The organism is Virgisporangium aurantiacum, assembly GCF_016863635.1.
GTDB classification, from domain to species: Bacteria; Actinomycetota; Actinomycetes; order Mycobacteriales; family Micromonosporaceae; genus Virgisporangium; species Virgisporangium aurantiacum.
In genome coordinates, this window is sequence record NZ_BOPG01000012.1 from 643,708 (window position 1) to 670,077 (window position 26,370).

At 75.4% G+C, this 26,370-nt stretch carries 18 protein-coding genes; 8 read left to right on the top strand and 10 right to left on the bottom strand.

Translation table 11 applies throughout. The annotated features are described in order from the left end of the window. Positions 1-20: 20 nt before the first annotated feature. The 3 genes from Vau01_RS11680 to Vau01_RS11690 form a co-directional block, all read right to left on the bottom strand. Positions 21-962, bottom strand: a complete 942-nt coding sequence (locus Vau01_RS11680; RefSeq protein WP_203990579.1) for a nucleoside hydrolase — start codon at positions 960-962, stop codon at positions 21-23. Positions 963-1,221: 259 nt separating this feature from the next. After that, positions 1,222-2,055, bottom strand: a complete 834-nt coding sequence (locus tag Vau01_RS11685) for a hypothetical protein (RefSeq protein ID WP_203990582.1) — start codon at positions 2,053-2,055, stop codon at positions 1,222-1,224. 4 nt (positions 2,056-2,059) lie between these two features. Further along, positions 2,060-2,653 (bottom strand): RNA polymerase sigma factor, encoded by a 594-nt coding sequence (locus tag Vau01_RS11690; RefSeq protein ID WP_239151497.1) that lies wholly within the window; start codon positions 2,651-2,653, stop codon positions 2,060-2,062. Between the two features lie 112 nt (positions 2,654-2,765). On the opposite strand from Vau01_RS11690, the gene Vau01_RS11695 reads away from it, so the two are divergent. From Vau01_RS11695 to Vau01_RS11705, 3 genes are all read left to right on the top strand, one after another. Further along, on the top strand, positions 2,766-3,101 hold the full coding sequence (locus tag Vau01_RS11695) for an STAS domain-containing protein (RefSeq protein ID WP_239151529.1): 336 nt from the start codon (positions 2,766-2,768) through the stop codon (positions 3,099-3,101). A 58-nt stretch (positions 3,102-3,159) separates the two neighbouring features. Then, complete coding sequence (locus Vau01_RS11700) at positions 3,160-3,660, top strand: GNAT family N-acetyltransferase (protein WP_203990591.1); 501 nt, start codon at positions 3,160-3,162, stop codon at positions 3,658-3,660. Positions 3,661-3,752: 92 nt separating this feature from the next. After that, entirely contained in the window at positions 3,753-4,169 is a 417-nt protein-coding gene (locus Vau01_RS11705; RefSeq protein WP_203990594.1) for a hypothetical protein, read from the top strand. Here Vau01_RS11705 and Vau01_RS11710 read toward each other — a convergent pair. From Vau01_RS11710 to Vau01_RS11725, 4 genes are all read right to left on the bottom strand, one after another. Then, positions 4,112-5,095 (bottom strand): endonuclease/exonuclease/phosphatase family protein, encoded by a 984-nt coding sequence (locus Vau01_RS11710; RefSeq protein ID WP_239151498.1) that lies wholly within the window; start codon positions 5,093-5,095, stop codon positions 4,112-4,114. The two genes, Vau01_RS11705 and Vau01_RS11710, sit on opposite strands and share 58 nt — an antisense overlap. Before the next feature lie 31 nt (positions 5,096-5,126). Continuing rightward, complete coding sequence (locus Vau01_RS11715) at positions 5,127-10,502, bottom strand: diguanylate cyclase (RefSeq protein ID WP_239151499.1); 5,376 nt, start codon at positions 10,500-10,502, stop codon at positions 5,127-5,129. A gap of 69 nt (positions 10,503-10,571) precedes the next feature. After that, positions 10,572-11,663, bottom strand: a complete 1,092-nt coding sequence (locus tag Vau01_RS11720) for a Gfo/Idh/MocA family protein (RefSeq protein ID WP_203990612.1) — start codon at positions 11,661-11,663, stop codon at positions 10,572-10,574. Position 11,664: 1 nt separating this feature from the next. Further along, on the bottom strand, positions 11,665-14,532 hold the full coding sequence (locus Vau01_RS11725) for an AfsR/SARP family transcriptional regulator (protein WP_203990615.1): 2,868 nt from the start codon (positions 14,530-14,532) through the stop codon (positions 11,665-11,667). 119 nt (positions 14,533-14,651) lie between these two features. Here Vau01_RS11725 and Vau01_RS11730 point away from each other — a divergent pair, with 119 nt between their 5' ends. Continuing rightward, the gene (locus Vau01_RS11730; protein ID WP_203990618.1) at positions 14,652-16,586 is read left to right on the top strand and encodes a hypothetical protein; all 1,935 of its coding nucleotides are present in this window, start codon (positions 14,652-14,654) and stop codon (positions 16,584-16,586) included. Here Vau01_RS11730 and Vau01_RS11735 read toward each other — a convergent pair. Further along, a complete protein-coding gene (locus tag Vau01_RS11735) occupies positions 16,571-19,393 on the bottom strand; it encodes an AfsR/SARP family transcriptional regulator (RefSeq protein WP_203990620.1) in 2,823 nt (940 codons plus the stop codon). The genes Vau01_RS11730 and Vau01_RS11735 overlap by 16 nt on opposite strands. A 50-nt stretch (positions 19,394-19,443) precedes the next feature. Further along, a complete protein-coding gene (locus tag Vau01_RS11740; protein ID WP_203990622.1) occupies positions 19,444-20,451 on the bottom strand; it encodes an FUSC family protein in 1,008 nt (335 codons plus the stop codon). A 50-nt stretch (positions 20,452-20,501) separates the two neighbouring features. Here Vau01_RS11740 and Vau01_RS11745 point away from each other — a divergent pair, with 50 nt between their 5' ends. Next, entirely contained in the window at positions 20,502-20,942 is a 441-nt protein-coding gene (locus Vau01_RS11745) for a MarR family winged helix-turn-helix transcriptional regulator (protein WP_239151500.1), read from the top strand. Here the strand turns inward: Vau01_RS11745 and Vau01_RS11750 are convergent. Further along, a complete protein-coding gene (locus Vau01_RS11750) occupies positions 20,919-21,317 on the bottom strand; it encodes a DUF6069 family protein (RefSeq protein ID WP_203990623.1) in 399 nt (132 codons plus the stop codon). The two genes, Vau01_RS11745 and Vau01_RS11750, sit on opposite strands and share 24 nt — an antisense overlap. A 93-nt stretch (positions 21,318-21,410) precedes the next feature. Here Vau01_RS11750 and Vau01_RS11755 point away from each other — a divergent pair, with 93 nt between their 5' ends. From Vau01_RS11755 to Vau01_RS11765, 3 genes are all read left to right on the top strand, one after another. Continuing rightward, positions 21,411-22,100, top strand: coding sequence for a hypothetical protein (locus tag Vau01_RS11755; protein WP_203990625.1), 690 nt, complete (start codon positions 21,411-21,413; stop codon positions 22,098-22,100). Between the two features lie 14 nt (positions 22,101-22,114). Further along, positions 22,115-24,640 carry a glycoside hydrolase family 2 protein gene (locus Vau01_RS11760; protein ID WP_239151501.1) on the top strand — a complete coding sequence of 842 codons (2,526 nt, stop codon included), beginning with the start codon at positions 22,115-22,117 and terminating at the stop codon, positions 24,638-24,640. Positions 24,641-24,778: 138 nt separating this feature from the next. After that, positions 24,779-26,365, top strand: coding sequence for an ABC transporter substrate-binding protein (locus Vau01_RS11765; protein WP_239151502.1), 1,587 nt, complete (start codon positions 24,779-24,781; stop codon positions 26,363-26,365). The last annotated feature ends 5 nt before the right edge of the window (positions 26,366-26,370 follow it).

A 26,370-nucleotide genomic window follows, 5' to 3' on the forward strand; every position in this document is an offset into this window, starting at 1 on the left:
TCTCTGCTTGTCCATAGACATCATAGCCGTGACCGGTCGTACTGGGCGAGGGCGGTGGTGAGCAGGTCGAAGAAGCGGTCGGCGTCGGCGGTGACCGCCACGTCGACGTTGGCCGAGCGGCCGGTCAGCCGGCGGGCGTCGCATGTCGTGCGTCCGAAATTCTGGCCCTCGTTGGTGTCGACGCTCACGTGCATCGGCCGCAGGGTGAACAGCGTCGGATCGAGCAGGTGGGCGATCGTGCACGGGTCGTGCAGCGCGGCACCGGGCCAGCCGTAGGTGGCGCGGTAGGACTCCGCGTAGAAGCCGAGCATGGTGGCCGCCGCGTCGGCGACCGGGTTCCCGAGGCCGCGGATCCGAGCGATCCGGTCGGGCGTCGCGAGGACCTGGTGGGTGACGTTGAGGCCGAACATCGTCAACGGGATGCCGCTCTCCAGCACCACGCGCATCGCGTGCGGGTCGGCGAACGCGTTGAACTCCGCCGCCGGCGTCACGTTGCCCGCCTCGGTCGACCCGCCCATGAACACGATCCGCTGGATGCCGGCGGCGATCCCCGGGTCGAGCCGCAGGGCGAGCGCGACGTTGGTCATCGCACCGGTGACGACCAGCGTGATCTCACCCGGGAACCGGTTCACGACGGCCCGGATCGCGGTGACCGCGTGGCCCGACGCCACGGCCCGGGCGGGCGGCGGCAGGTCGACGCCGCCGAGACCGGTGTCGCCGTGGAACGTCCGGCCGCCGATCACGTCGCGTACCAGGGGACGGTCGGCGCCGGCGTACACCGGCACGTCGAGCCCGACCAGTTCGCAGACGGCCAGGGCGTTGCGCGACGTCCCGTCCAGCCCGACGTTGCCGAACGTCGCGGTGACCGCCTGCACCGAGACCGCGGGCGTGGCCCCCGCCACCATCAGCGCCACCGCATCATCGATACCCGGATCACAGTCGATGAGGATGCGTTGCACCACGCCCCCGATGCTAAGCCGTGTCGGTGCCCGCGCACATCCCACAAGATCACCTTTTGAGGAAGAAAACTGAAGTGTGGCTTCAGGTTCTTTCCGCAAAAGGTGATCTTGAACGCGCGCCGGCCGGCCCAGCCGCTCCCGGAGCGGCACGGGGGGAGAGAACGACCGCTCCGGGAACGGACCGGGGACGGTCGGGCGGCTCGCGGACCGCCCGATCGTCCGGGGAACGCACGATGAAGGAGCGGAGCGGGTCGCTCCCGCGTTACTTGCCCTTGTCCTTCTTCTCCTGGCCCGGTGGCGTCGCGGGCGGGCCGCCGGGGTTCTGGTTCCCGGGCCGGCCGGGCGTCGTGGTGACCGGTGCGGGCCCCGCCGGTGCCGACGACGACGGCGTCGCGCCCGGCGCGGTGGCGACCAGTGCCGCGCAGAACGCCTCGATCCGGTTGGCGCCACCGGCGGCCTCGACCAGGGCGCGCTTGTCGTCGGGACGCGGTTGCGGCGCGCCGGGGGCGGCCCGGGCGGCCTGCCATGCCCGGCACAGACCGAGTAGGCGCACGTCGGCGGGCGAACTGCCCGACGGCACGGGCGACGCCGACACCAGGGTGCGCGTCGGGGTGTCGCGCGGGTCCGGCGGGGGGACGCCGACCCCGGCGAGCGCCTCGTGGAGCTGACGCTGGACCGGGTCGGGCAGGCGCCCGGAGCCGGCCGCGTACGCCGTCCCCCCGACGAGCGCCACCACCGTGGCGAGCGCCGCGACGACGACCCCACGCCCGGGCAACCGCCGCGGACCCGGCCGATGTGTCGCTGGCCGCCGCGCCGTCGATCCCCGCCGCCCGGTCGCCGACCCCGCCGCGACGCCCGCCGCAGGCACGGTGCCCGGCGCGGGCGCGGTGCCCGTATCGGCCGGGCGGTACTCCCGGCGGAACGCGGCCACGGCGGCCCGCTCCCCCGCCACCTCGTCGGACCGGGCCGGAGCGGTGGCGGCGGCGAGCAGGTCGGCGAGGCCCGGGTGCTCGTCCCCGATCGGCGACCGGTCGAGCAGGTGAGCGGCCTCCCGCCGGGAGATCCGGCTCGATCGCAGCCAGCGCAGCACGTCCACGACCTCAGGCCCCTTCCAGGCGGGTGCCCGAGAGCCCGCCGGCCGGCTGCCGCCGCTGCCGGACCTGGGGGTGCTCGGCGAGCCGGCGCAGACCGCGCATCGCCGCGACGCGCACCGCGCCGGGACGCTTGCCGAGCACCGCGGCGGTGCCGGCGACGTCGAGGCCGACCACCGCCCGCAGCATCACCGCTTCGGCCTGGTCGGCCGGCAACGACGAGATGACGTCGAGCGCCCACGCCGTGCCCGACCGCTCGACCACGTCGTGCAGCACGTCTCCGACGGCCTCGCCCGCGGCCGGCTCGACGACCTCGCTGACCTCCTCGCGGCGGCGCCAGGCCCGCCGGCGGTCGTCGATTCCGCGGTGCCGGGCGATGCGGAACAGCCACACCCGGAACGCCGTCGCGTCACCGGTGAACGAGGACAGGTCGCGGGCCGCCTGGAGCCAGGTCTCGGAGGCGACGTCCTCGGCCGCGTCGGCGCACACCACGCGGAGGTAGCGCAGCAACGCCGGTTGGAGAGCGCGCCACAGCACCGCGAAGCCGCTCTCGTCGCCCCTGACGGCCGACCGTAGCGCGACGTCGAGTTCGTCATCGCTCACGGTTACCGAGTCCCATCCCCATGGCCCGCACACCTTAGCCGTGTGTAACGCGGTGACGCACGGCAACGCCCCTTCCCTGAGAAGAGCCGACCCGAAAGGACCATAGGTGACGATGACCGTCGAGATCACGACCAACCGGGTGGGGACGACCGCGATCGTGACACCGCATGGCGACATCGACCTCGTGACCTCGCCGGAGTTCCGGACGGCCGTGCACGCGGCCATCGACGACGGCGCCGACGCGATGGTGATCGACCTGTCCGACTCGGAGTTCCTCGACTCGACCGCGCTCGGGGTCCTCGTGTCGGTGCACCGCCGGCTCGGCGAGCGGGTCGTGGTCGCCGGCACCCGCCCGGCCGTGCAGCGCCTCTTCGAGATCACCCGCTTCTCGACCGTGCTGCGCCTGTACGCATCGGTCGACGAGGCACTCGCCGCGCTCAAGAACTGAGTCACGTCGGAAGAAGCGACCCGCCCGGTCCCCGCGTTACCCATGGCACCATGACCCCGTGCTGACGCTCGTCCGCCCGAACCTGCCGCCGCCGGCACCGGTGCTGCCCGCCGGGTACCGGCTGCGGCCCTGCTCCGCCGACGACGTCGAGCCGCTCGGCCGCCGGTACTTCGACAGCTACGACCCCGGCGTGGCCGGCGCGACCGTCGACGAGGCGATCGCCGACATCCGCGCCGCGTTCGCCGGGGAGTACGGCGAGCTGTGGCCGGCGGCGTCGCTGGTCGCGACGTCCGGGGAGGCCGGGGAGGCCGGGGAGGGCGGCATCGCGGCGGCCGTTCAGGTGGTGCGGCGGGCGCCCTGGCCGGACACCCCGGACTGCCCGTTCGTCATCGAACTGTTCACCGCGCCCGGCCACCGGCGGCGCGGACTCGCCCGCGCGCTCCTCACGGGCGCGCTCGCCGTCACCGATCGGCGGGAGGTGGCCCTGCGCGTGGCCGCGGACAACGGACCCGCCCTGGCCCTGTACCGGGAACTCGGATTCCGCGACTGGCGCCCCTGACCGGCGCGGAGGTGCAACCGGAGGCCCCACCCACGCGTCCAGTGGACGCGCCGGCAGTTTCCGGCCGGCGGTGGGGGGATCCGGGAGGGGTCGTGTCGATCATCATGAGCAGCGGTCGCGCCGTGCGGGAGCGACCGAGGCAGGAGAAGAGGCCGCTCGTCGCCGTGCTCAGTGACGGGCACCGGCACCGGCACGGGGTCGGCTCCGCGGTGCTGCGTCAGCTCGACGGGCTCGGCGTCGACCTGACGCTCATCGGGTGCGACGCCGAGGACTCGGCCCTGCTCGAATCGTGGCGCAACCGCGACCTGGTCATCGTCGTCGACCCGATCCGCGCCGACCCGGCCCGCCCCGGGCAGGTGCACCGGCACGCCGTGGCCCGGCCGGGTCGCGGCCGCCTGGTGGTCCTCGCGGTCGAGGCGGGCGACGGCGATCACGCGTCGGCCGCCGCCCGTCAGGTCGTCGACGCGATCGCGGCCGAGGTCGGCGCCGGCAGGACCAGGTCCGCGTAGAACGCGCGGTGGTCGGTGCCCGGAATCCGGTAGGGACGGGCGGCGCGGACGCCGACGCGACGGTCGGCCAGCACCCGGTCGAGGGTGACGCCGGGCATCAGCCGCCCGTCGGCGGGCCAGGTCGAACGCAGGCCGGTGCCGGCCACCTCGGCGGCGTCGCGGTAGCCGGTGCCGATCAGCCGGCGCAGCGTCACGTGATCCAGCGTGGAGTTGAAATCGCCGACGAGGATGCGCACCACGCCCGCGGGGGTCGCCTTCGGCTGGTGCGCCAGGTCGTGGTGCCACAGCGGCATCGACCCGCGCTCCACCGGCGCGTTCGGGTGCACCGACTCCAGTTCCACCGGTGGCGCACCGGGCACGTCCGCGACCGCGTGTGCCTGCGGGAACCCGTCGGTCCGCAATGACACCTCGCGCAGCGGGAACCGGCTGAAGATGGCGGATCCGCCGGCGCCGTCCATCGGATACCAGGCCCGGTGCGGGAGATCGCGGGCGATGCCGGCCGCGTCGAGCGCCGCGGCGTCCGTCTCGGAAAGCTCCTGGACCGCGAGGACGTCGACCCGCAGCCGCCGGGCGAGGGCGAGCACCGCCCCCTCGTCACCCCGGCCGGCGAACAGGTTCGCCGACAGGACGCGCAGCGCCGGTCCGTCCGGTAGCGGTCCCCCGTCCGGAAGCACGCGCGGCACGACGACCGCGACCAGCGCGAGCGCCGCGACCGCACCGACCGCGCCCGCGATCCACCGGCGGCACAGCAGCACGGCGCCGCTCACGAGTACGCCGGCGACGGCCGCGTACGGCGTCCAGGCCATCAGTTGCACCACCGGCCAGCCGCGTTCCAGGCCGAGGATCCGGCACGCCGCCCACGCCACGAACGGAACGACGGCCAGCGCGCACCCGCCCTCGAACACCCACCGTCGATACCCCCGCACGCCCGGCACGGTAGGCCACCGGGCCAAGGAATCAGTAGATCTCGACCCGGTCGCGGCCGGCTTCCTTGGCGCGGTAGAGCGCGTGGTCGGCGCGGGCCAGCAGCTGGTCGAGGGCGTCACCGGCCGGCAGGAGCCGGGCCAGGCCGACGCTGATGGTCACCGGCACCGGACCGGCGCGGGTCGGGACCGGCTCGTCGGCGATGGCCAGCCGCATCCGTTGGGCCAGGTCGGCCTCGGGTCCGTCCGAGTCGGGCAGGATGACCGCGAACTCCTCGCCGCCGTACCGGCCGAGCACGTCGTCGTGCCGGAGGCAGGCGCGCAGCCGCGCGGCCACCTCCCGGATCACGTCGTCCCCGACGCCGTGCCCGTACGTGTCGTTGATGTTCTTGAACCGGTCGATGTCGAGCATCGCGGCGACCAGGTCGCGGCCGTTGCGCGCGGCGGCGGCGACCAGCGTGCCGGCCAGCGAGTAGAAGTGCCGCCGGTTGTGCTGCCCGGTCAGCTCGTCGGTGATCGCCAGCTCCTGCACCCGGCTGAACAGCAGCGCGTTGTCGTACGCGCTCATGCCCTGCCCGGCGAAGGCCGCGGCGATCTCCCGCCCGGCGTCGTCGAACGCGGTACCGCCGAGCACCACCAGACCGACCCGTCCGTCGCGGGCCGACAGCGGCACCGCCAGCGCGGTACCTCCGTGCCCGGCGAGCAGCTCGCGCAGCGCGGCGGGGCTGTCGGCCACGGTCAGCACGGTCGGTGACGGGGCGTCGCACAGCGCGGCCAGCGCGGCGTCGGTGAGCGGGATGCGGTGGCCCCGGACCGCACCGTCCGCCTCCCCGGCCGTGGCGACGACGGTCAGCTCGGCCCCGGCGCCCTGCAGCAGCCAGCCGGCGGGCGCCCCGAGCTGCCGGTCCAGCGTGGTGAACAGCTGGTGGAGCACCTCGGACGGGTCCAGCACCCGGCTCAGCTCCGCCAGGCTGGCACGCAGGCTCTCGGCCAGCCCCTGTGCCCGCCGCGCCGTCCGCACGGCGACGTCGAGCTGGGCCGCCCGGGCCGTCTCCAGCGACACCGCCACGTGGCTGGTGACCGCGGTGAGCACCGCGACGTCGTCCTCGGTGAAGATGCCCTTGGCGACCCGGCTGTCCAGGTAGACCACCCCGCGCAGCTCGCCCTTGAACTGGACCGGCGCGACCATGATGCTGCGCAGCCCGTGCGCCACGACGCTCTGCGAGCCCAGCGCCGCGCCCTGCTCGGTGCCGGTGACCACCAGCGCGCGGCCGGACTCCACCACCCGGTGCAGCAGCGTGGAGCCGTACCCGGTGGCGGTCGCCACGTCGTTGCCGCTGGCGTCGCGCCCGACGAACGGGCTCAGTTCGCCGCGCTCGTCGACCAGGAACAGCAGCGCCCGCTCGGCCCCGAGGATGCGCAGCGTCTCGTCGAGGGCGACCCGGGTCAGCCGCTCCGGGTCCAGCACGGTCGAGGCGGCGGCACTGACCTGCTGCAGCGCCTCCAGCCGCCGGTTGCTGCGGGTCTTGTCGCCGCGGTCCGCGGCGTGGGTGAACAGGGACGAGGAGGCGTCGTCCACGCCGAACTCCGCCCGGACCTGGCGCCGCCGGTGCTCCCAGCCGTGCCGGGTGGCCAGCAGGTACGCGTTGCGGGCCTGCCGGTCGGTCTCGCCGGTCAGGCCGAGCTGCCGCATCGCGCGGGCCCGGATGCGGGCCACCTCGAACGACACCTGCGGGGCGTCCAGCACCCGCGCGTCCCGGTCGATCCGGTCCACCAGCTTGATCGCCTTCTGCGTCCGGCCGGTCTGCTGCAGCAGCGCCGCCCGGGCGAGCCGGTACGCGGCCTTCGACAGCGGGGTCCGGACGACCCGCCCCAGGTCGCGGACGGCCGCCTCCGCCGCGGCCAGCCGGGCCGGGCGCTCGTCGTCGGGCGCGAACCGCACCTGCGCCATCCGTCCGTGCGCCCGGTACGCGTAGAACCAGGCGTGCTGGGCCATCAGCTCCGACCGGCGCAGGCCCAGCGCCTCGAACTCGGCGACCACCTCGTCGAACGGCGCCCCGAAGTCACCCTGCTCGACCACCGCGCAGGCAGCCGCCGTGGCGATGTTCGCCCGCTGGGTCGATGTGCCGGTGCCGGGCGGGAACGACGCCCGCATCGCCGCCAGCGCGGCCGCGGCGTCGCCCGGGCGCCCCAGCTGCGCCGGCACCATCACGGTCAGCATCGCGAACGACGTGCCGTGCGCCTGCTCCGGATCGGGCAGCAGCGCCAGGCCGCGCTCCAGCACCGCCTTCGCCTCCCGGGTGTAGCCGCGCACCACCTGGCGGATGCCGGTGGTGGCCAGCCCGGTCATGTGCTGGGCGGGCGCGAGCCAGCGGGCGTGCCGGGTGACCGCCCGCTCCCACGTGCTGCCGTCGTCGTAGCCGCCGAGCAGCAGCGCGCCGCCACGTACCCAGTCCACGTACGCGGTCAGCGCCGGGTCGTTGAGCGCGGTGGCCGCGGCGCCGGCCCGCGCGAACGCCTTCTCGGCCCGGCGGCGGAGCCGGACCATCGCGGCGACGTAGCCGAGCATGGCGTGCACCCGCACGTACTCCGGGCACAGGCCGAGCCGGTTGACCGGGTACAGCGCCCGCAACGCGAACACGGCGGCCTCGCGGACCCGCATGGCGTTGGCGGCCGCGTAGGCGCCGGCGTCCAGGACGGCGGCCGTGGCGGCCAGGTACGCGCGGCGGCGCTTGCGCGGCGGCGGGAGCAGCCCGCCCAGCCGGCCCACCAGCCCGCCGAGCGCGGCGACGGCCAGCGTGGACACCAGCAGCACGAGCCGGCGGCGGGGCAGCGGGCAGCCCAGTTCGGCCAGGGCGGCACCGGCCTCGGCGAGCGCCGCCCCGTCGGCCCACCGGGTGTGGTGCAGCTCGATCAGGATGGTGCGCAGCTCGGCCCGGCGACGGGGATCGGACTCACCGGACAGGGCCCGGTCCAGCGTCTGATGCGCGTCGCCGAACCGCCCGCTGCCCAGGTACGCCACGGCGAGCGGGTGCAGCAGGTCCGTGGTCGCCGCGGTCACGGCGTCCCGGGCCTGTTCGAGGTGGGTCACGGCGTCCGCCGGCACCTGGTCGCGCAGCGCCTGCCGGCCGGCGGCCAGCGCGGCCGCGTACCGGGCGTCCGGGTCGGCGTCCGGGCCGGCCAGCCCGACGTGCCGGGCGACGGCGTAGACGTGCCCGGAGTCGCGGAGCCGGTCGGGCAGGTCCGCGAGCGCGGCGGCGATCGCCAGGTGCAGGCGGCGCAGCGCGTCGGCGGGCACGTCGGCCAGCAGCGCGTCGCGCAGGCCGGGGTGGACGAAGCCGTACCGGCCGCCCTCCCGCGCCTCCACGAGGCGTGCGGCGACGGCCGCGTCCACGGCGTCCACGACCCGCTCGGCCGGCAGGTCGCAGGCGGCCATCACCAGGTCCAGCCGGAACCGGCCACCCACGGCGGCGGCCACCGCCAGGACGGGCCGGTGCTCCGCCGACAGCTCGCCCAGCCGGACGAGGAACAGCTCCTCGGCGTCCGCGGCGAAGCTCAGCCCGTCCACGCCGGCCTCGTCGAGCGACCAGGCACCCCAGTGCGGCACCAGCAGGCCGGCGTCGACGAGTTGCCGCAGGTACTCGACCACCACCAGCGGCAGGCCGCCGCTGCGGGTGTACACGTGCGCGGCCAGCTCGGCGGGCACCTCGGCACCGGGCAGCCGGGAGGCGATCAGGGCGGCCGTGGCCGGACCGTCGAGCGGGCCGGCCGTCACCTCGGTGTCCAGCGCCGGGCCGAGGTCGGCGGCCAGCGGCGCCGGGGTGTCGTCACTCTCGGTGAGCACGATCAGCAGGGGTGTGTCCCGGAGGTCCGGTGCGAGCAGCGCGAGCACCCGCCGGGTGGCCGCGTCCAGCCACTGTGCGTCGTCGAGCTCCAGCAGCATGCCGCCGTGCCGGCGCGCCAGTTCGGCCAGGAAGCCGGCGACGACGAGGAAGAACCGGTCCCCGCCGCCCTCGCCGGACACGCCGGGGACGCCGCTGAGCAGCTCGGCCAGGCGCGGCGACAGGTTGCGCAGCGCGCCGGCGCCGGCCGCGGCGGCCGCGGCGCGCAGCCGCTCCTCGGCCCCGGCCCGCTCGTCGGCCGGCAACGCCCGGACCCGGTCCAGGTGGTGTTCGACCGCGGCCCGGACGGCGGCCAGCGGCACCGACTCGTCCCGGGCGCCGCGCGCCCGCAGCACCGGTACCCCGTCGGCCGCGGCGGCGGCCGCCACCTCGGCCGCCAGCCGGCTGCGGCCCCCGCCGGCCGGGCCGCGCACCATGGCCGCGCCACCACCGCCAACCGCGCCACCGCCAACGGTGCCGCCACCAACCGCGCCACCGCCAACCGCGCCGCCACCACCAGCCCCGCCGCCACTACCGCCAACCGCGCCGCCACCGCCAACCGCGCCGCCACCGCCAACCGCGCCGCCACGGGCGCGGCGCCAGCGGAAGAGCAGCACCTCCCGCTCGGTGTCCCGGCCGCACAGCGGCCACCCGCCCGGGCCCGCCGGCGGCCGGTGGCCGAAGCGGCGGGCGAGGTCGGCGCCCAGCTCGGCGGCGCCGGGGTACCGGTCGTCCGGGTCCTTGGCGAGCAGCCGGTACACGACCTCCACCAGGCCCGGGTCGGCGTCCGGGCGGAGCGCCCGCAGGTCGGGCGGCGTCGCGACGGTGTGCAGGCGGAGCAGTTCGCCCACGTCGTCGGCGGCGAACGGCGGGAACCCGGCGAGGCACTCGAACAGCACGACGCCCAGCGAGTACAGGTCGGATCGTCCGTCCACCGGCCGGCGGAGCATCCCGGACTGCTCCGGGGACGTGTACGCGAACGTCCCGACGGCGGGCGACTGGTCCCCGTCCGCCGGCACGGGGCGCGGCCGGGCGCCACCGGCCGGGCCGCGGCCGACGATGGCGAGGCTGAAGTCGATCAGTGTGGCGGGCCGGTCCGGCGGCAGCATGATGTTCTGCGGCTTGATGTCGCGGTGGACCAGGCCGACCCGGTGCACGGCCGCCAGGGCGTCGGCCAGCTCGCCGGCCAGCCGGATCACCGACGGGTTGTCCAGCGGCCCGCGGAACAGCCGGTCGGCCACCGAGCCGCCGTCGATCAGCTCGACGACCACGGCGGGCCGGCCGTCGTGGAGGCCCGCGGCGTAGGTGCGCAGCACGCCGGGGTGCTCGACGCACGCCAGCAGGGCGGCCTCGCGGCGCATCGCGGTCACCGTGGCCGCGGAGTTACCGGCGTCGTCGCGGGCCTGCTTGAGCGCGTACCGCTCGCCGCCGCGGCTGGCCCGGTACACGGTGGTGTCCGCGCCCCGGCCGAGCTCGGCCTCCAGCCGCAGCCCCGTCAGTTCGGCCGGCCGCCCGCCGCGATCGTCCACCACGCTCCCCCGCTGTTCCGTTTGTCTGTCCCGGACGCCGATCGGCGGGACGACGCACGGCCTGAGGGGTTACCCCGGGTGGACTTGCCGGGCGCCGGCGGCGGTCGGCGGCAGCGTCGACCAGGACCGCAGCCGGTCGCGGACCGGGCCGACCGCCCGCCGGCACGCCTCCTCGTGGGCGGCGGCGAGCACGTCGGCCACCCGCACGTGCCGCCGCTCGCGGGCCGACCCGACGGCCGCGTGCACCATCGCCAGCGTCGACAGGTTGTCGTGGCACTCCCCCGTCGGCGTCGACCCGGTGCGCAGCGCGGCCAGGAACTCGTCGAGGACGCCGCGGATGCCGTAGGGCCCGCCGTCCGCGTCGGACGGGGTGACGCCGAGCGGCGGCCCGTCGCCGTCCCACAGCACGGAACCGGTGGCACCGCTGGCCCGCCACTCGCCGTTCCACGAGGTCTCGTGCCCGGGGCTGCACCAGCTTCCGGTGTAGACGAAGCGCGCGCCGGTCGTCATCTCGAACGTCGCCGACGCCGCGGCCGCGCCCCGGTACCAGCTCCAGGTCGGGTTGAACTCCTCGCAGTACACCCCGACCGGGTCGGCGTCGAGGAACCACCGGGCGGCGTCGAACGCGTGCACCGCCATGTCCAGCAGGAGCGGATGGTCCATGACGTCACGGAAGCCGCCGAAGCGGGGCGCGCGGTACATCGCCGCGGTGAGGATGCCGACCGGTCCGGCGCCGGCGACCAGCTCGCGGAACCGGGCGGCGTGCGGCTCGTACCGGCGGCTCTGGCCGACCATGAACAGCCGCCCGTGCACCTCCGCCGCCGCGACCAGTTCCAGCGCCTCGGCCAGCGTCGCCGCGAGCGGCTTCTCGCCGAGCACCGGAAGGCCCAGGCGCAGGGCGGTCATCGTCACCGGGTGGTGCGCCGCCGGCGCGGTCACGTCGACGACGAAGTCGGGCCCGGCACCGTCCACAATGGACTCGATCGCCGGACCCGACGCGGCCGCCGTGAGCCCGCGGGCGTCGAGCGCGGCGCGGGCCGCCGCCTCGTCGAGGTCGACCAGGCCCACCACCTCGACGTCGTCGCGCTCGGCGAGGGCGCGCAGCCACTCCCGTCCCATCGGACCCGCGCCCACCAGGAGCGCCTTCTGCTGAGTCGTCACGTTACGAGTGTGGCGGCAGCGCCGCGATCCGCCGGCGGACCTCCTCGGCGCCGTCGTGCTTCAGCTCCTCCAGCAGCCGCAGGGAGGCCCGCCACGCGTCGCCGGCCGCGGCGTCGTCGCCCGCCGCGTGGTGGCACTCGCCGAGGTGACGCAGCGCCTCGGCCTCGTTCAGGCGGTCGTCGATGTCGCGGAACAACGCCAGGGCCCGCCCGTAGCAGGCGATGGCGGTGGCGTACCGGCCCAGCCGGTGGTTGGCGAAGCCGAGGCTGTCCGACGTGGCGGCCTGGCCGTACCGGTCACCGAGCTTCTCCAGCAGGTCGAGCGCGCGCTCGCAGTACGACAGCGCCCGCTCGTACGCGCCGAGCTGGGCGTACCGCCAGCCGACGGCGTTGAGCGCCTGCGCCTGCCCGAACCGGTGTCCGGCCGACTCGAACAGGCGCAGCGCGTGCTCGGCCTCGACGACGGCGTCCTCGTCCTCGCCGAGCTGCTCGTACAGCCACGAGTACGTGAAGTGGACGTGCGCCTCGCCGACCTCGTCGCCGAGCACCCGGAACAGCTCGAGCGAGCGGCCCAGGTGCTCCGCCAGCTCGGGGTAGCGGCGGAGCGGGCCGTAGGCGAGGGCCAGCCCGCGGTGCGACGCCGCCCGGCCCGCGAGGTCACCGGTCGCCTCGGCCGCGGCGATGGCGGCCTGTTGCAGCGCCGCCCAGTCGGTCCAGTAACCGCGCCGGTTGAAGAAGTCCCACGTCGTCCAGGCCAGCCGCCACACGGCGGTGCGCGCCACCTCGGGCCGGCCCGGGATCGCGAGCAGGACCCGGTACTCCGCCTCGAACCAGACCATGGCGTCCTCGGCGGTCGGCACCGGTGGGACGGTGACGCCGGCGCGCGGCGGGTCCAGCGGGATCGGGTCGCGGTTCGGATGGAGCCGCATCGCGGCGGCGAACGCGGTGTGCAGGTAGTGGTCGAGCAGGCGCTCCACGGCCGCGGCGCGGTCGGCGGCGGCGTCGACGTCGGCGGCCAGTTCGGCGGCGTAGGCCCGGAGCAGGTCGTGGACGGTGTACCGGCCGGGGGCCTTCTCCGTCAGCAGGTGCGCCCGGGTCAACTCGGTCAGCAGCAGCCGGGTCTCCGCCTCGTCGACCCCGGCGAGGCTGGCCGCCGCCGGCCCGGCGAACTCCGCCCCGAACGCGAGGCTCACCAGGCGGAACAGGCGGGCGGCCCCGTCGCTGAGGGTGCGGTACGACCAGGAGAAGACGGTGCGGACGTCCGACCGCACGTCGTCGTCGACGGTGAACGCGCCGAGCCGGTCGCCGCCGACCCGCAGCGTCGCGAGGATGGTGGCCACCGGCCGGTCCGGCTCGGTGGCGGCCCGGGCGGCGACGATCACCAGCGCCAGCGGCAGCCGCGCACACCGGGTGACGAGCTCGCGCAGCGCCGCCTGCTCCCGCGCCACCCGGTCGCCGCCCAGCCGGCGCCGCAGCAGGTCCATCGCCTCGGCGTCGGTGAGCAGGTCGAGCACCAGCGGCCGGGCGTCGTCGATGGCCACCAGGCCGGTGAGCCGGTGCCGGCTGGTGACGATCACCGCGCAGCTCCGCGTGCCCGGCAGCAGCGCACGGACCTGCTCGGCGTTGCCGGCGTTGTCGAGCACGATGAGCATCCGCCGGTCGGCGAGCAGCGTCCGGTACAGCGCGGTGCGCGCCTGGAGGTCCTGCGGCACCTCGGCCGGTGGCACGTCGAGCGCCTCCAGCAGGACGTGGACCGCCTCGGCCGGTGGCACGGCCGGCCCGGTCGGGTCGAACCCGCGCAGGTTCACGTACAGCTGACCGCTCGGGAACCGCTCCCGGACCCGGTGCGCCCAGTGCACGGCGAGCGTCGTCTTGCCCACCCCGGCCGTGCCGGACAGGACCGCGACCCCGGTCGGCTCCGGGTCGGCGTCGGGCGTGAGCGTCGCGTCCAGCCAGGCCAGTTCGGCGGTGCGGCCGGCGAAGCCGGGTACGTCACGGGGCAGGGCGGCCGGCCCGACGCGCGCGGGCAGCGACCCGGCAAGCCCGGCGGGCACCGGATCGGGCCGGTCGAGCCGGGGGTCGCGCCGCAGCACCGCCTGCTGCAGGTCGGCGAGGCCGGAGCCGGGTTCGACGCCGAGGTCGCCGCGCAGCGCCGCCCGGGTGCGCCGGTACACGTCCAGCGCGTCGACGTGCCGGCCGGACCGGTACAGCGCGAGCATGAGCTGTTCGACGAACCGTTCCCGGTACGGGTACTGCGCGACCAGCGTGGTCAGCTCCCCGACGAGGTCGGCGGCGGCGCCGGCGCGCAGGTCGGCCTCGATGCGACGCTCGACGGCGAGCACCCGGCTCTCCTCCAGCCGGGCGGCCTCCAACGCCAGCGCGGGTACGTCGCCGAGATCGGCGAACGGCGGGCCCTGCCACAGGCCGAGCGCCTCGCGCAGCCGGCTGCCGGCGGTCACCGGATCTCCGGCGGCCAGCGCCCGCTCGCCCTCGGCCGCGAGGGCGAGGAACTCCGTCGCGTCGACGGTGAGATCGTCGGTGGTCAGCCGGTACCCGATGCGGCCGTTGCCGCCGAGCAGCGCGCTGCCCAGCACCCGGCGCAGGCCGTGCACGTACGAACGGAGGTTCTCCGCGGCGGACGGCGGCGGCGACCCGCCCCACAGGGCCTCGGTGAGCTCGCCGACCGGCACCGTCTCGCCGCCCCGGCCGACCAGCACGGCCAGCAGCAGCCGCTGCTTGCGCGGCCCGACCGGGAGCGGGGTTCCCTCGACGGTAGCCCGAACACGGCCGAGGACCGTGATCCGTACCGGCCGATGATCCGACGCTCCCCATCCACCTTCGGCTATGCGGCGAGAGTATCCGACCGGCACGACCCGTCCCGACGGTGACGGATGTCCGACCCGCCGGTCCGCGCCGGGTTCACCGGCGTTTCAGCGGGATTTCCGTGTCCGTCGGCACGCTGGCCGTCGACGGACGATGCGGAGGACCGATGCTTCAGGCTCTGACGGCGGTGCCGGTCCACGACCCGGCCGCGATGCTCGCGGCGGGCGCGCGGGCGCTCGACGAGGACGGCGACCTGACGGCCGCACGCCGGTTCTTCGACGCGGCCTACACCACCGCCGAACGCGACGACCGGCCCGACGCGATGGCGGAGGCGGCGCTCGGCCTCGCCGGCCTGTGGGTGCACGAGCAGCGCACCGGGGTGGCGTCGGCGCTGGTGGAGAGCCGCCTGCGGTGGGCGCTCGCCCGGGTCGGGTTCGACTCGCCGCTCGCCGGCCGGATCCGCGTCCGGCTCGCCGGCGAGGCGGACTACCGGGCCGGCACCAGCGCCGGCATCCTGGCCGCCCTCGCCGCGGCCCGGTCCGGCGACGACCCGGTCGCGACCGCCGACGCGCTGAACCTCGCCCACCACTGCCTGCTCGGGCCGGAGCACGCCGCCGCCCGGCACGCGCTGGCCGTCGACCTGATCGGCACGAGCGCCCGGACCGGCCGCCGCCGCGACCTCCTGATGGGGCTCCTCTGGCAGACGGTGAACCGGTTCCTCGACGGCGACCGGCACGCCGAGCGGCGGCTGGCCGAACTCCGCGCGCTGCTGGCCAATGACGATCACCTGGCCATCGGGTTCGTGGTCGCGGCGATGGACGTGATGCTGCTGCTCCGCGCCGGCCGGTTCGACGACGCCGAGGCCGCCGCCACCGCGTGCGCCCGGCGCGGCCACGAGGCCGGCGACGTCGACGCGACCGGCTGGTTCGGCGCGCAGCTCGTCGCGATCCGGTGGTACCAGGGCCGGCTCGGTGACCTGCGGCCGATGCTCGACGACCTGGTCCACTCGTCGACGCTGAGCGCGGTCGACAACGCCTGCTTCGCGGCGCAGGCGGTCGCCGCCGCGCTGACCGGCGACCCGGCCGCCGGGTCCGACGCGCTGGCCCGCCTCCGCGGCCGCGACCTGGCCGACCTGCCGCGGTCGAGCAGCTGGCTGGGCACGATGGTCGGCGCGGCGGAGGCCGCCTACCTGCTCGGTGACGCCGACACCGCCGCGACGGTGTACGACCTGCTGGCGCCGTTCGCCGACCGGCCCGCGGTGACCGGCCTCGGCGTCGCCTGCTACGGATCGGTGCACCACGCGCTGGGAACCGCGGCACTCACCACGGCAGGGCTCACCACGGGTGCCGCCGACCGCGCGGTGACCCACTTCGCCGCCGCGGTCGCCGCGAACCGCGCGCTGGGCCACCGCCCCGCCACGGTCCACTCCCGCTGGCGCCACGCCACGGCGCTCACCCTGCGCGGCGGCCCGGACGACTACGCCCTCGCCCGGCGGGAACGGGAGACGGCGGCCGCCGCGGCCGCCGCGCTCGGCATGGCGCCGACGACCGGGGACGCCGAGACGGCGGCCGTCGAACCGCTGCGGCTCAGCCGCCAGGAGAAGCGGTGGCGGATCGACTGGGGACGGCGGAGCGTCGTCGTCGACGCCCGCGTCGGCATGCTCCACCTGGCGGTGCTGCTCGCCAACCCGAACACCGACGTCGCGGCCGTCGACCTGGCCGCCGGCGTCTCCGGGCTGGCGTCCGCCGCCGGTGCGGGCATGTCCGACCAACCGGTGCTCGACGACGCGGCCCGGCGGCAGTACCAGCGCCGCATCGCCCACCTCCGCGCCGACATCGACGCGTCGACGGCCCGCGGCGAGCACCGCCGGGCCGACCGGGCCCGGGACGAGCACGACCGGCTCGCGACGGCGCTCACCGGTGCGCTGGGCGTCGACGGGCGCAGTCGCCGGTTCACCGACAACGCCGAGCGGGCCCGGGTCGCCGTGGGCAAGGCGATCCGGCGGGCGATCGACCGCGTGGCCGAGGTCGACCACCCGATCGCGCAGCACCTGCGCAACACCGTCCACACCGGACTGCGCTGCAGTTACCGGCCGGAGTAGGCACCGAGCAGGGCGCGGGCCCGCTCGGCGCCCGGGTGCTTCAGCGTTTCGAACAGCGACGCGGCGGCCCGCCACGCCTCGACGGCCGCGTCGTGCCCGCCCGTGGCGGAGTACGCGTCGCCGAGCCGCAGCAGCGACTCCGCCTCGCACGTGCGGTCACCGGCCACCCGGTTGAGCGCGATCGCCCGCTCGAAGTACGCGATCGCCGGGGTCCAGTCCCCCAGGCCGGCGTGCGCGGCGCCGAGCGTGTCGAGCGCGCCGGCGAGCCAGTTCGCGTCCTCGCCGGCGATGGCGACCGCCTCCTCGGTGTACCGGATCGCGGTCCGGTGGTCGCCCAGCCGCACGTGGCACCAGCCGAGGACGTTGAGCAGCCGCGAGCGCACCCCGGCCGCGGAACCGGACCCCGCCGGGCCCGTCGGCGGCACGAGGTCGTACACCGATGCGGCCAGGTCGTACGCGGACCCGGCCGCCCGCAACGCGTCGTCGAGCCGGTCCTGCCGGTCGTACAGCAGCGTCTGCCGGACCCGGACGTCGATCAGGTTGTCGACGTCGCCGAGCTCCTCGAACAGCGCGGCGGCCCGGTCGAGGTGCGGCCCGGCGGCGGGGAACCGGCCGGACAGCACGAGCCCGAACCCGAGCCCGCTGTGCGCGTGCGCCGCACCCACCCGGTCACCGGTCCGGCGGGCGGCCCGCAGCGCGGTCTCGTGCGTCCACTCCTGGTCGGCCCAGTACCCGGACCGCACCAGGTACCCGCTGACCGCCCGCGCCAGTCGCCACGCGTGCCCGTCGAAGCCCCGCTCGTGGGCCCGGCGCAGCACGCCGAGCACGGCGATCCGCTCGGCCGCGAACCACGCCAGCGCGGCCTCGGCGGTCTCGAACCGGCACACGGTGACGCCGTCGGCCGGCACCGGCACGTCGATCGCCGGCACGAACGGCTCCAACCGCCGCGCGGCCGCGCACGCGGTGGCCAGGTAGTGGTCGAACAGGCGCCGCTCGGCCGCGGCCCGGTCGGCGGCCGGGTCGAGGCGCAGCGACAGCTCGGCCGCGTACGCCCGCAGCAGGGCGTGGACGCTGTACCGGCCCACGGCCCGCTCGTCGACGAGGTTCGCGCCGGTCAGCTCCGCGAGCGGCCCGGCGACCCCGTCCACCGGCCGGCCGGCGAGGCTCGCGGCCACGGTCACCCCGAAGTCCGTCTCCGGGTGCAGCGCGATCCACCGCAGCAGCCGCGCGGCCTCCCCGCCGAGGGCGCGGACCGACCAGCACAGGACCGCGCGGACGTCGGTGCCGTCGTCGCCGCCGCTCAGCGCGTCCAGTGCCCGGGTCTCCTCCCGGAGCTCGGCCGCGAACGCCGCGAGCGGGAAGCCCGGCCGCACCGCGGCCCGGGCCGCCGCGACCACCAGCGCCAGCGGCAGCCCCGCGCACCGGCGCACCATCTCGTCGACGGCGTCCGGTTCGGCGGCCAGCCGCGCGGCGCCGAGACGGTCGGCGAGCAGCCGCTGGGCGTCCGACCGGTTCAGCACGTCGAGGCGGACCGGACGCGCGCCGGCGCCGGCCACCAGCGCGGTCAGCTCGACGCGGCTGGTCACCAGCACGAACGCCGACCGCGACCCGGGCAGCAGCGGACGGACCTGCGCGGAGTCGCCGGCGTTGTCGAGCACCACGAGCACCCGGCGCCCGGCCAGCAGGCTGCGGTACAGGGCGGTCTGCGCGGCGGCGCCGGCCGGGATGCGGGTGGTCGGCACCCCGAGCGTCTCCAGCAGTTCCCGGGTCACCTCGGCCGGGTCGCGCGCCGGGCCGTCCGGGTCGAACCCGCGCAGGTCGACGAAGATCTGACCGTCGGGGAAGCGGCCGGCGACCCGGTGCGCCCAGTGCACGGCGAGCGTCGTCTTGCCGACGCCGGCGGTACCGACGACGGCGGCGAGCCCGGCCGCCTCACCCATGACCCCGTCGAGCTGCGCCAGCTCCGCCGCCCGCCCGGTGAACGACCCGACGGCGAACGGCAGCTGGGCGGGTGGAATCCACGGCCCGCCGCCGTTCCGCGGCGCCGCCGACGCGTCGAGGGCCGGGTCGCGGCGCAGGATCGCCGCCGCGCGGTCCCGCACCTCCGGACCGGGATCGAGCCCCAGCTCGCCGACCATCGCCCGGCGCAGCCGCTGGAACACCTCCAGCGCCTCGGCCTGCCGCCCGCCCCGGTACAGGGCCAGCATCAGCTGACCGTGCAGCCGCTCCCGCAACGGGTACCGGGCGGCGAGCCGCTCCAGGTCGGCGATGACCGTGGCCGGCTCGCCGAGGGCCAGCCGCGCCTCGGCGAGGGCCTCGTTCGCGTCGAGCCGCAGCTCCGCCAGCCGGCCGGCCTGCGCCGCCAGCCACCCGTCGGCGGCGACGTCGAGCAGCGGGTCGCCGCGCCACAGGTCCAGCGCCGCCGCCGCGTGCCGGGCCGCCTCCGCCGGTTCCGTCGCCGCCCGCGCGGTGCGCACGTGCCGCTCGGCCCGCACGACGTCGACCCGGTCGGCCGGCAGGTCGAGCACGTACCCCGACGGGCGGGAGGCGATCGCGTCGGGGCTCCCGACCGCGCGTCGCAGATACGACACATGGTGCTGCAGCGCGTTGGCCGCGCTCGCCGGCGGGTCACCGTTCCACACGACGTCGATGAGCCGGTCGGTGCTGACGACCTCGCCCGGATGCAGCGCCAGCACGGCCAGCACCGCCTTGCGGCGCAGCCCCGACACCGGCCGCGACACGTCGCCCGCCCGGACCCCGACCGGACCGAGCAGGTCGACGTACAGGCCATCACCCGCGCGGATCACGGTCACCCACCCTAGCCGCCGCGCCGGAGGGCGGCTGTCGGCTGTTTATCTCACCGGCGCACCGCGTCCGCTATCTCCGTGACCGTGCGGGCGAGCCGCCGCCGCGCCGCGAGGCCCGGCAGCGCGCGCAGATCCGGCACCGCCGCGGTGAGCCCGTCGACCCACGCGACCTCCGGCCGGAGGTGCAGCCACCGGATCGCGAGCAGCGGACGCGCCGCCTCGCGCAGGGCGACGATGTCACGCTCCGCCCGGCCGCTCCCATCGCCGCTCTCCTCGCGCAGCGCGGCGCCGATGCTGCGCAGCGCGGTCGCGGCGCGCTTGCGCACGAGCGCCCCGGTGCGGATCGGAGCGAGGAACACCGCGGGCAGAATCGCGGCGGCGCCACCGAGCAGCCCGGCCAGAATCCGGCCGCCGAGCACCGCGGCGTCCGCGCGTCCGTCCAGGCCATACAGCAGGGCAAGAATCGAGGTGACGCACACAGCCCACCCCGTGTACGTCGCCTTCCTCAGGTACAGGCCCGCGGCCAGCAGCACCAGGATCAGCCCCACCGTCGGCGCGCCACGTCCGGCCACCACCGCGGCCAACGGGGTGCCGACGAGCGTGCCGAGCACTCCCCCGAGCGTCCGCTGAACCCCCCGGAAGACGGCCTCGCCGCGCGAAACGGTGCCGGCGCCGACGACGAACGCCGCGACGACCGCCCAGGACCGGTGGTCGGGAAACAGCGCCCGGCCGAGAACGAGCGCGATCCCCACCGACAACGCCGCCCGAACCCCCCGCCAGACGTGCACCCTCGTGTTCGGCGCCGCCGCTTCATCAACTTCACGCCGCCGTCCGGTCATGGACGCCAAGCCGTACGCCCCCACCACGACGACCACCGCCCAGCCGACGGCGGCACCGGGCCGGCCGACCGGCACCGGCACGACGACCAGCGCCAGGAACGCGAACATCACCGTCCGCGCCGTCGACGCGGTCCGCCGACCCGCACCGGCGCGCGCGGCCGTGCCGACGAACACCGCGACCACGAACAGCGCGTCCACGACCAAAGAAATACTTCGCACCTACGTAGTGTCTGCCCGCCGATCCGGCGTTCGCAAGGCACAATCTGCAGGTGCCCGAACCCGACGAACTCGCGGCCGCCCGTGCGGTGCGCCGCGCCACCCTCCGGCTGTCCCGCCGCCTGCACGCCGAGCGCGACGAGCACGCCCTGAGCCTCACGAAGATCAGCGTGCTGGGCCACCTCACCCGGCGCGGCCCGCTGACGGCCGGCGCCCTGGCCGCCGCCGACCGACTGAAACCACAGTCGCTCACCCGCGTGCTGGCCGAGTTGGAGGAGGCCGGCCTGATCGCCCGGACGCCGGACGTCGACGACCGCCGGCAGCGCCGGTTCCGCCTCACCGGTGCCGGCCGCCGGGCCGCGGAGGCGGACATGCGCGCCCGCGACGAATGGCTGGCCGCGGCGATGTCCCGCACCCTGACCCCCACGGAACGCGACCTCCTCCTGCTCGCGGCCACGCTGATCGACAAACTAGCCGACGACAGTACTTCGTAGCTCCGTACCATTAACCGACCGCCCGAACACCGGAATGAGCGCCGCGGCGACGGCCAGGTGCATCGCCGCGAGCACGGCCCGCGTCCCACCCGACGCCCCGACGGTGAGCACGGGCAGCAACGACACGACGAGCACCAGCCCGGCCGACCCGGCCCAGATCGCGGCCGAACGCCGGGCCACCCGGTCGAGCCCGGCGCGAACACCCCACCCGGCCATCGACACGGCGAACGCCACCCCGGCGGCGAGCGGCAGCCCGATCCGGTCCGGTCCGCGGCCCTGGTCGACCACCAGGTCGACGTCGAGGAGCCGGGCCAGCACCCACAACACGACGGCCGCCCCGACGGCGGCGGCGACAGCGAGAATCCTGTTTCTCATGCCCCGGAACGCTAGGGACCGACCACCGGCCGAACCACCGACCAAGGTCTGAACCTCGCAGCCGCGTCAGCAGGTGGGCCTACGCTCGACGTCGTGACCGTGGACGCGCTCGCCGAACACGCCGACCACCGCGACACCGAACGCGCGCTCCGGGCGGCCGGGTGGACGCCGTGCGGCGCCGGCGACTGGGCGATCGCGCTCCGCTCCCCCGACGGCGCCACCGCCGCCCGGATCAGCCCGTTCGACCCGACCGGCCCCTACACCGCGGCGCTGTACCGGGAGGCCGCACACACCCGGCAGGTGCCGGCGCTGTTCGCGCACCGCCGGCTGGCCGGCGGCGGCGACCTCCAGGTGATGGAATGGCTGCGGCCCGTCCCCGCGGCGGAGGCGGCCGCGTTCCACCGGGCGATCGCCGGTCGCGCTCCGGAGGTCGTCGGTCTGGTCGACGTCGTGCGCCGCGTCCACGAGCGGGCCCGGCGGGAACTGCCCTGGTGCGGGCCGCTCGACGACAACCCGTCCAACGTCATGCGCGCCGCCGACGGCCGCCTCGTCGTCGTCGACCTGTTCTACGCCGACGGCCCGGACCTCTACCGGACCGCCGCCACCGACCCCGACCTGGTCGTGGCGCGGATCCCGCCGTCGGAACGCCGCTTCATGACCGAGATCCCGCTGTCCGCCTCCGGTCCGTGGGACGAGGCCGAGCGCGCGGCGATGCGCGCCGGCCTGGCCGCCGCCGACGCCCGCGCCGACGCCCGCGCCGCTGCTCGCGCCGCCGGACGGTGACGGATCATGGACCCATGAACCTGGACACCTTCTCGCTCGCCGAGGCGCCCACCGGCAGCGGGCCGGCCGATCTCCGCGACGCCGACTGGATCCCGGCCGTCGTGCCCGGGGGCGTGCACGAGTCGCTGCTGGCCGCCGGGCGCATCGAACATCCGTACCACGACCGCAACGAGGAGTCGATCCGCTGGATCGAGGAGCGGGACTGGTGGTACCGCGCCCAGTTCGAGAGCGGGACCGGCGACGAGCGGACGCGACTGGTCTTCCACGGCCTCGACACCGTCGCCGACGTGTGGCTCAACGGCCGGCACCTCGGCCACCACGAGAACATGTTCCGGCCGGCCGAGTTCGACGTCACCCACGCCCTGACCGGACACAACGATATCCTCGTCCGGTTCCGGCCGCCGCTGGCCGGCCTCACGCCACCCGCGGCGGCGGTCACGATGGCCGAACGGATCGCCACGGCCTTCAGTACGTCCACAGAGGACAGTGAGGTCGGCCTCCCCGAGGCGCTCCCCCTCGCCACGCTCCGCCGCAAGGCCACGTTCTCGTGGGGCTGGGACTTCGGCCCGCGCGTCCCGTCGATCGGCATCTGGCGCCCGGTCGAGCTCGTGCGCGGGAACCAGGCCGCGATCACCGGTCACCACCTCCGCACCGACGCGATCACCGCGACCACCGCCGACCTCACCGTGACCGTCGAGGTCGACGCTTTCGCCGGAAATCCAACGGGTCTGTCCGCGCGGGTCACCCTCGTCGCGCCGGCGGGCGGCGCGCACTCGGTCACGCTCAAGATCGAGGGGACGGAGAGCAGCGCGCCGATCCACATCGACAACGCCGAGTTGTGGTGGACGCACGACCTCGGTACGCCGGCGCTGTACGACGTCCACATCGAGCTTCTCGCCGACGACGGCCGCACGCTCGACCGCCGCACCGACCGGGTGGGCCTCCGGACGATCGAGCTCGACCGGTCGCCGGATCCCGAGGGCGGGCGCCAGTTCCGGTTCCGGCTCAACGGTGTGCCGCTGTTCGCGCGCGGCGCCAACTGGATACCGGCCGACATGCTCGTCGGGTCGGTGGACGAGGCGCGGTACCGCGCCCTGATCGGGCTCGCCCGCGACGCCGACATGACGATGCTGCGGATCTGGGGCGGCGGCGTGTACGAGCACGACGCCTTCTACGCCGTCACCGACGAGCTCGGCATTCTCGTGTGGCACGACTTCATGTTCGCGTGCATCGACTACCCGAGTGCGGATCCGGTGCTGCAACGCGAGGTGACGCTCGAGGCGGAGTACCAGGTGCGGCGGCTGCGCAACCGGGCCAGCATGGCGCTGTGGTGCGGCAACAACGAGGTGCAGCTGGTGCACGGCTTCGCCTACCAGAACTACGAACCGGGCGACTGGGGCTGGGACTTCTTCCACCGGATCCTGCCCGCGGCTGTCGCCCGCCACGACGGGTCCGTGCCGTACTGGCCCGGCAGCCCGTGGGGCGAGGACCCCGAGGAGGGGTGGATGGCCTGCAACGGCGTGCGCGACGGCGACCGGCACGCCTGGGAGGTCTGGCACGGGTTCGACTTCGGCGCCGGCGGCGGCCCGTACGACGACCCCGGGCAGGCCCGCCACCACCGCCGCTACGCCAACGACCGGGGCCGGTTCATCAGCGAGTTCGGCATCCACGCATCGCCCGAACTGTCCACTCTGGAGCGTTGGATCCCGGCGTCGTCGTTGACGATCCACAGCGAATCGTTCGACGCGCACAACAAGGACAACCCGAAGAACAAGGGCGACGCGGTGCTCGCCATCGTCACCGGCCTGCCCACGACGATGGAGCAGTACGTCGACTTCACGATGGCCGCGCAGGCGGAGGGCCTGAAGTTCGGCGTCGAGCACTACCGGCGGCGGCAGCCGCACTGCGGCGGCACGCTCGTGTGGCAGTTCAACGACGTGTGGCCGGGCTTCAGCTGGTCGGTCGTCGACCACGACGCGGTGCCGAAGGCCGGCTACTACGCGCTGCGGCGGGCGTTCGCCCCGGTGCTCGCGTCGTTCGCCGAGACCGCCGGCGGGTTCGAACTGTGGGTCAGCAACAGCACCCCGCGCCCGGTGACCACCGCGGCGACCGTGACGCTCACCGACGTCCACGGCGTTCCCGGTTCGACGTTCGAGGTCGCCGTGTCCCTCGCCGCCGACGAATCGCGGTGTGTCTGGGCCCGCTCCGAGCGCCCGCGGACCGGCGAATGGGCCTGGGTGCACAGCGCCGACGGCGCGTTCCCCATCAACCGCTTCTTCGCCGGCGAGGTCCGCGACCTCAGCCTCGGCGCCGAGGCTCCACAGTGGACGGTCGAGCGCACCGGCCCCGCCACCGCGACGGTCACCATCCGCGCGACGGCCCTCACCTACCAGGCCCGCGTCACCACCGGCGTGCCCGGCGTGCGCTACAGCGACAACTACGTCGACCTGCGACCCGGCGACCGGGCCACGATCGTGCTGGCGAACCTGCCCACCGACTTCGACCCGGCGACCGTGACCGTGCGCGGGTACGCCCATTGAGAGCGGGCCCGGTCACATTGACTGCTTACCCGATCTGGTTACTATGAATTGAACCGGTGCACCGCATCGGTGCACCGGCGTCACCGCTGACCCGTTGCCCTGGCCGCGATCCCGCACGCCCGTCGGCAGGAGAAGCACGTGATCCGAACCGTCTCCCTCGTCACCGCCGCCGCGCTGGTGCTCGCCGCCTGCGGCGGACCGAACGGCGACGCGCCCGGAAGCGGCGCGCCGAAGGAGGGCGGCACGCTCACCTTCGCCGTCGGCTCCGACGCCGGCTGTGTCGACCCGCAACAGGTCGGCAGCAACGACACCATCTACTCGCTGCGGCAGATCGTCGACTCGCTGACCGACCAGGACCCGTCGACCGGGAAGATCGTGCCGTGGCTGGCCGAGCGCTGGGAGGTCAGCCCGGACGCGCGGAAGTTCACGTTCCACCTCCGGTCCGGCGCGACGTTCAGCGACGGCACCCCGGTCGACGCGCAGGCGGTCAAGGACAACTTCGACACCGCGCCGAAGCTGGGCGTCAAGGCGACGCTCGCCATCGGCTACCTCAGCGGGTACGCCGGCTCCACGGTCGTCGACGAGCACACCGTCGAGGTCGCGTTCACCCAACCCAACGCGCAGTTCCTGCAGGCGACGTCGACGTTCTCGCTCGGGCTGGTGTCGTCGGCGAGTACACGGAAGACGCCCGACCAGCGCTGCACCGAGGGCGTGGTCGGGTCCGGCCCGTTCGCGCTCGACAAATACGTGGCGAACCAGTCGATCACGCTGTCGAAGCGCGCGGGCTACAACTGGGGCTCGTCGCTGTGGAAGAAGCCCGGCGAGGCGTACCTCGACAAGGTCGTCTTCAAGGTGGTGCCGGAGGCCGGCGTGCGCACCGGCAGCCTGCAGTCGGGTCAGGTCGACGCGATCGGCAGCGTCGGGCTCGCCGACGAGAGCGCGCTCAAGGCCGGCGGCGTCACCCTGCAGGCCCGCGCGAACCCCGGTGTGGTGTTCAGCCTGAGCTTCAACAACTCCCGCCCGTTCGCGCAGAACGCGGCCGTGCGGCAGGCGATCGTCGCCGGGATCGACCGCCAGCAGATCGTCGACACGATCTGGCCGACCGGCACCAAGCCGGCCACGAGCGTCCTCGCGCACACGACCCCGTTCTACGAGAACCTCGGCGCGAAGCTCGCGTTCGACGCGGGCCGGGCCAAGTCGTTGCTCGACGGCGACGGCTGGGCACCGGGCGCCGACGGCGTGCGGGCGAAGAACGGCACCCGCCTGAGCCTCACCGTCACCTGGTTCGCCAACGCCGCCACCAACCAGCCGACGCTGGAACTGATCCAGCAGCAGCTGAAGGCGATCGGCGTCGAGATCAAGCTGCAGCAGCTGCAGATCCCGCAACTGCAGCAGATCACGACGTCGGGTGCCTTCGACATCCTGTGGGGCAACATCACCCGCGCCGACCCGGACATCCTGCGCAGCAACTACTCCACCAAACTGTCCAACTACTACCGGATCCCGCCGACCGAGCTCGACGCCGCGCTCACCGACCAGGCCGCGACGGCCGACACCGCCCAGCGGCAGGCGCTCGTAGCGCAGGCCCAGCGGCTCATCGTCGACAACGCCTGGGTGGTGCCGGTGGTCGAGCTCACCACCGAGCTCGGTGTCGCGAAGACGGTGCACGACCTCGCGTTCGAGGCGTCGAGCCGGATCCAGTTGCACGACACCTGGAAGGAGTAGCCGGC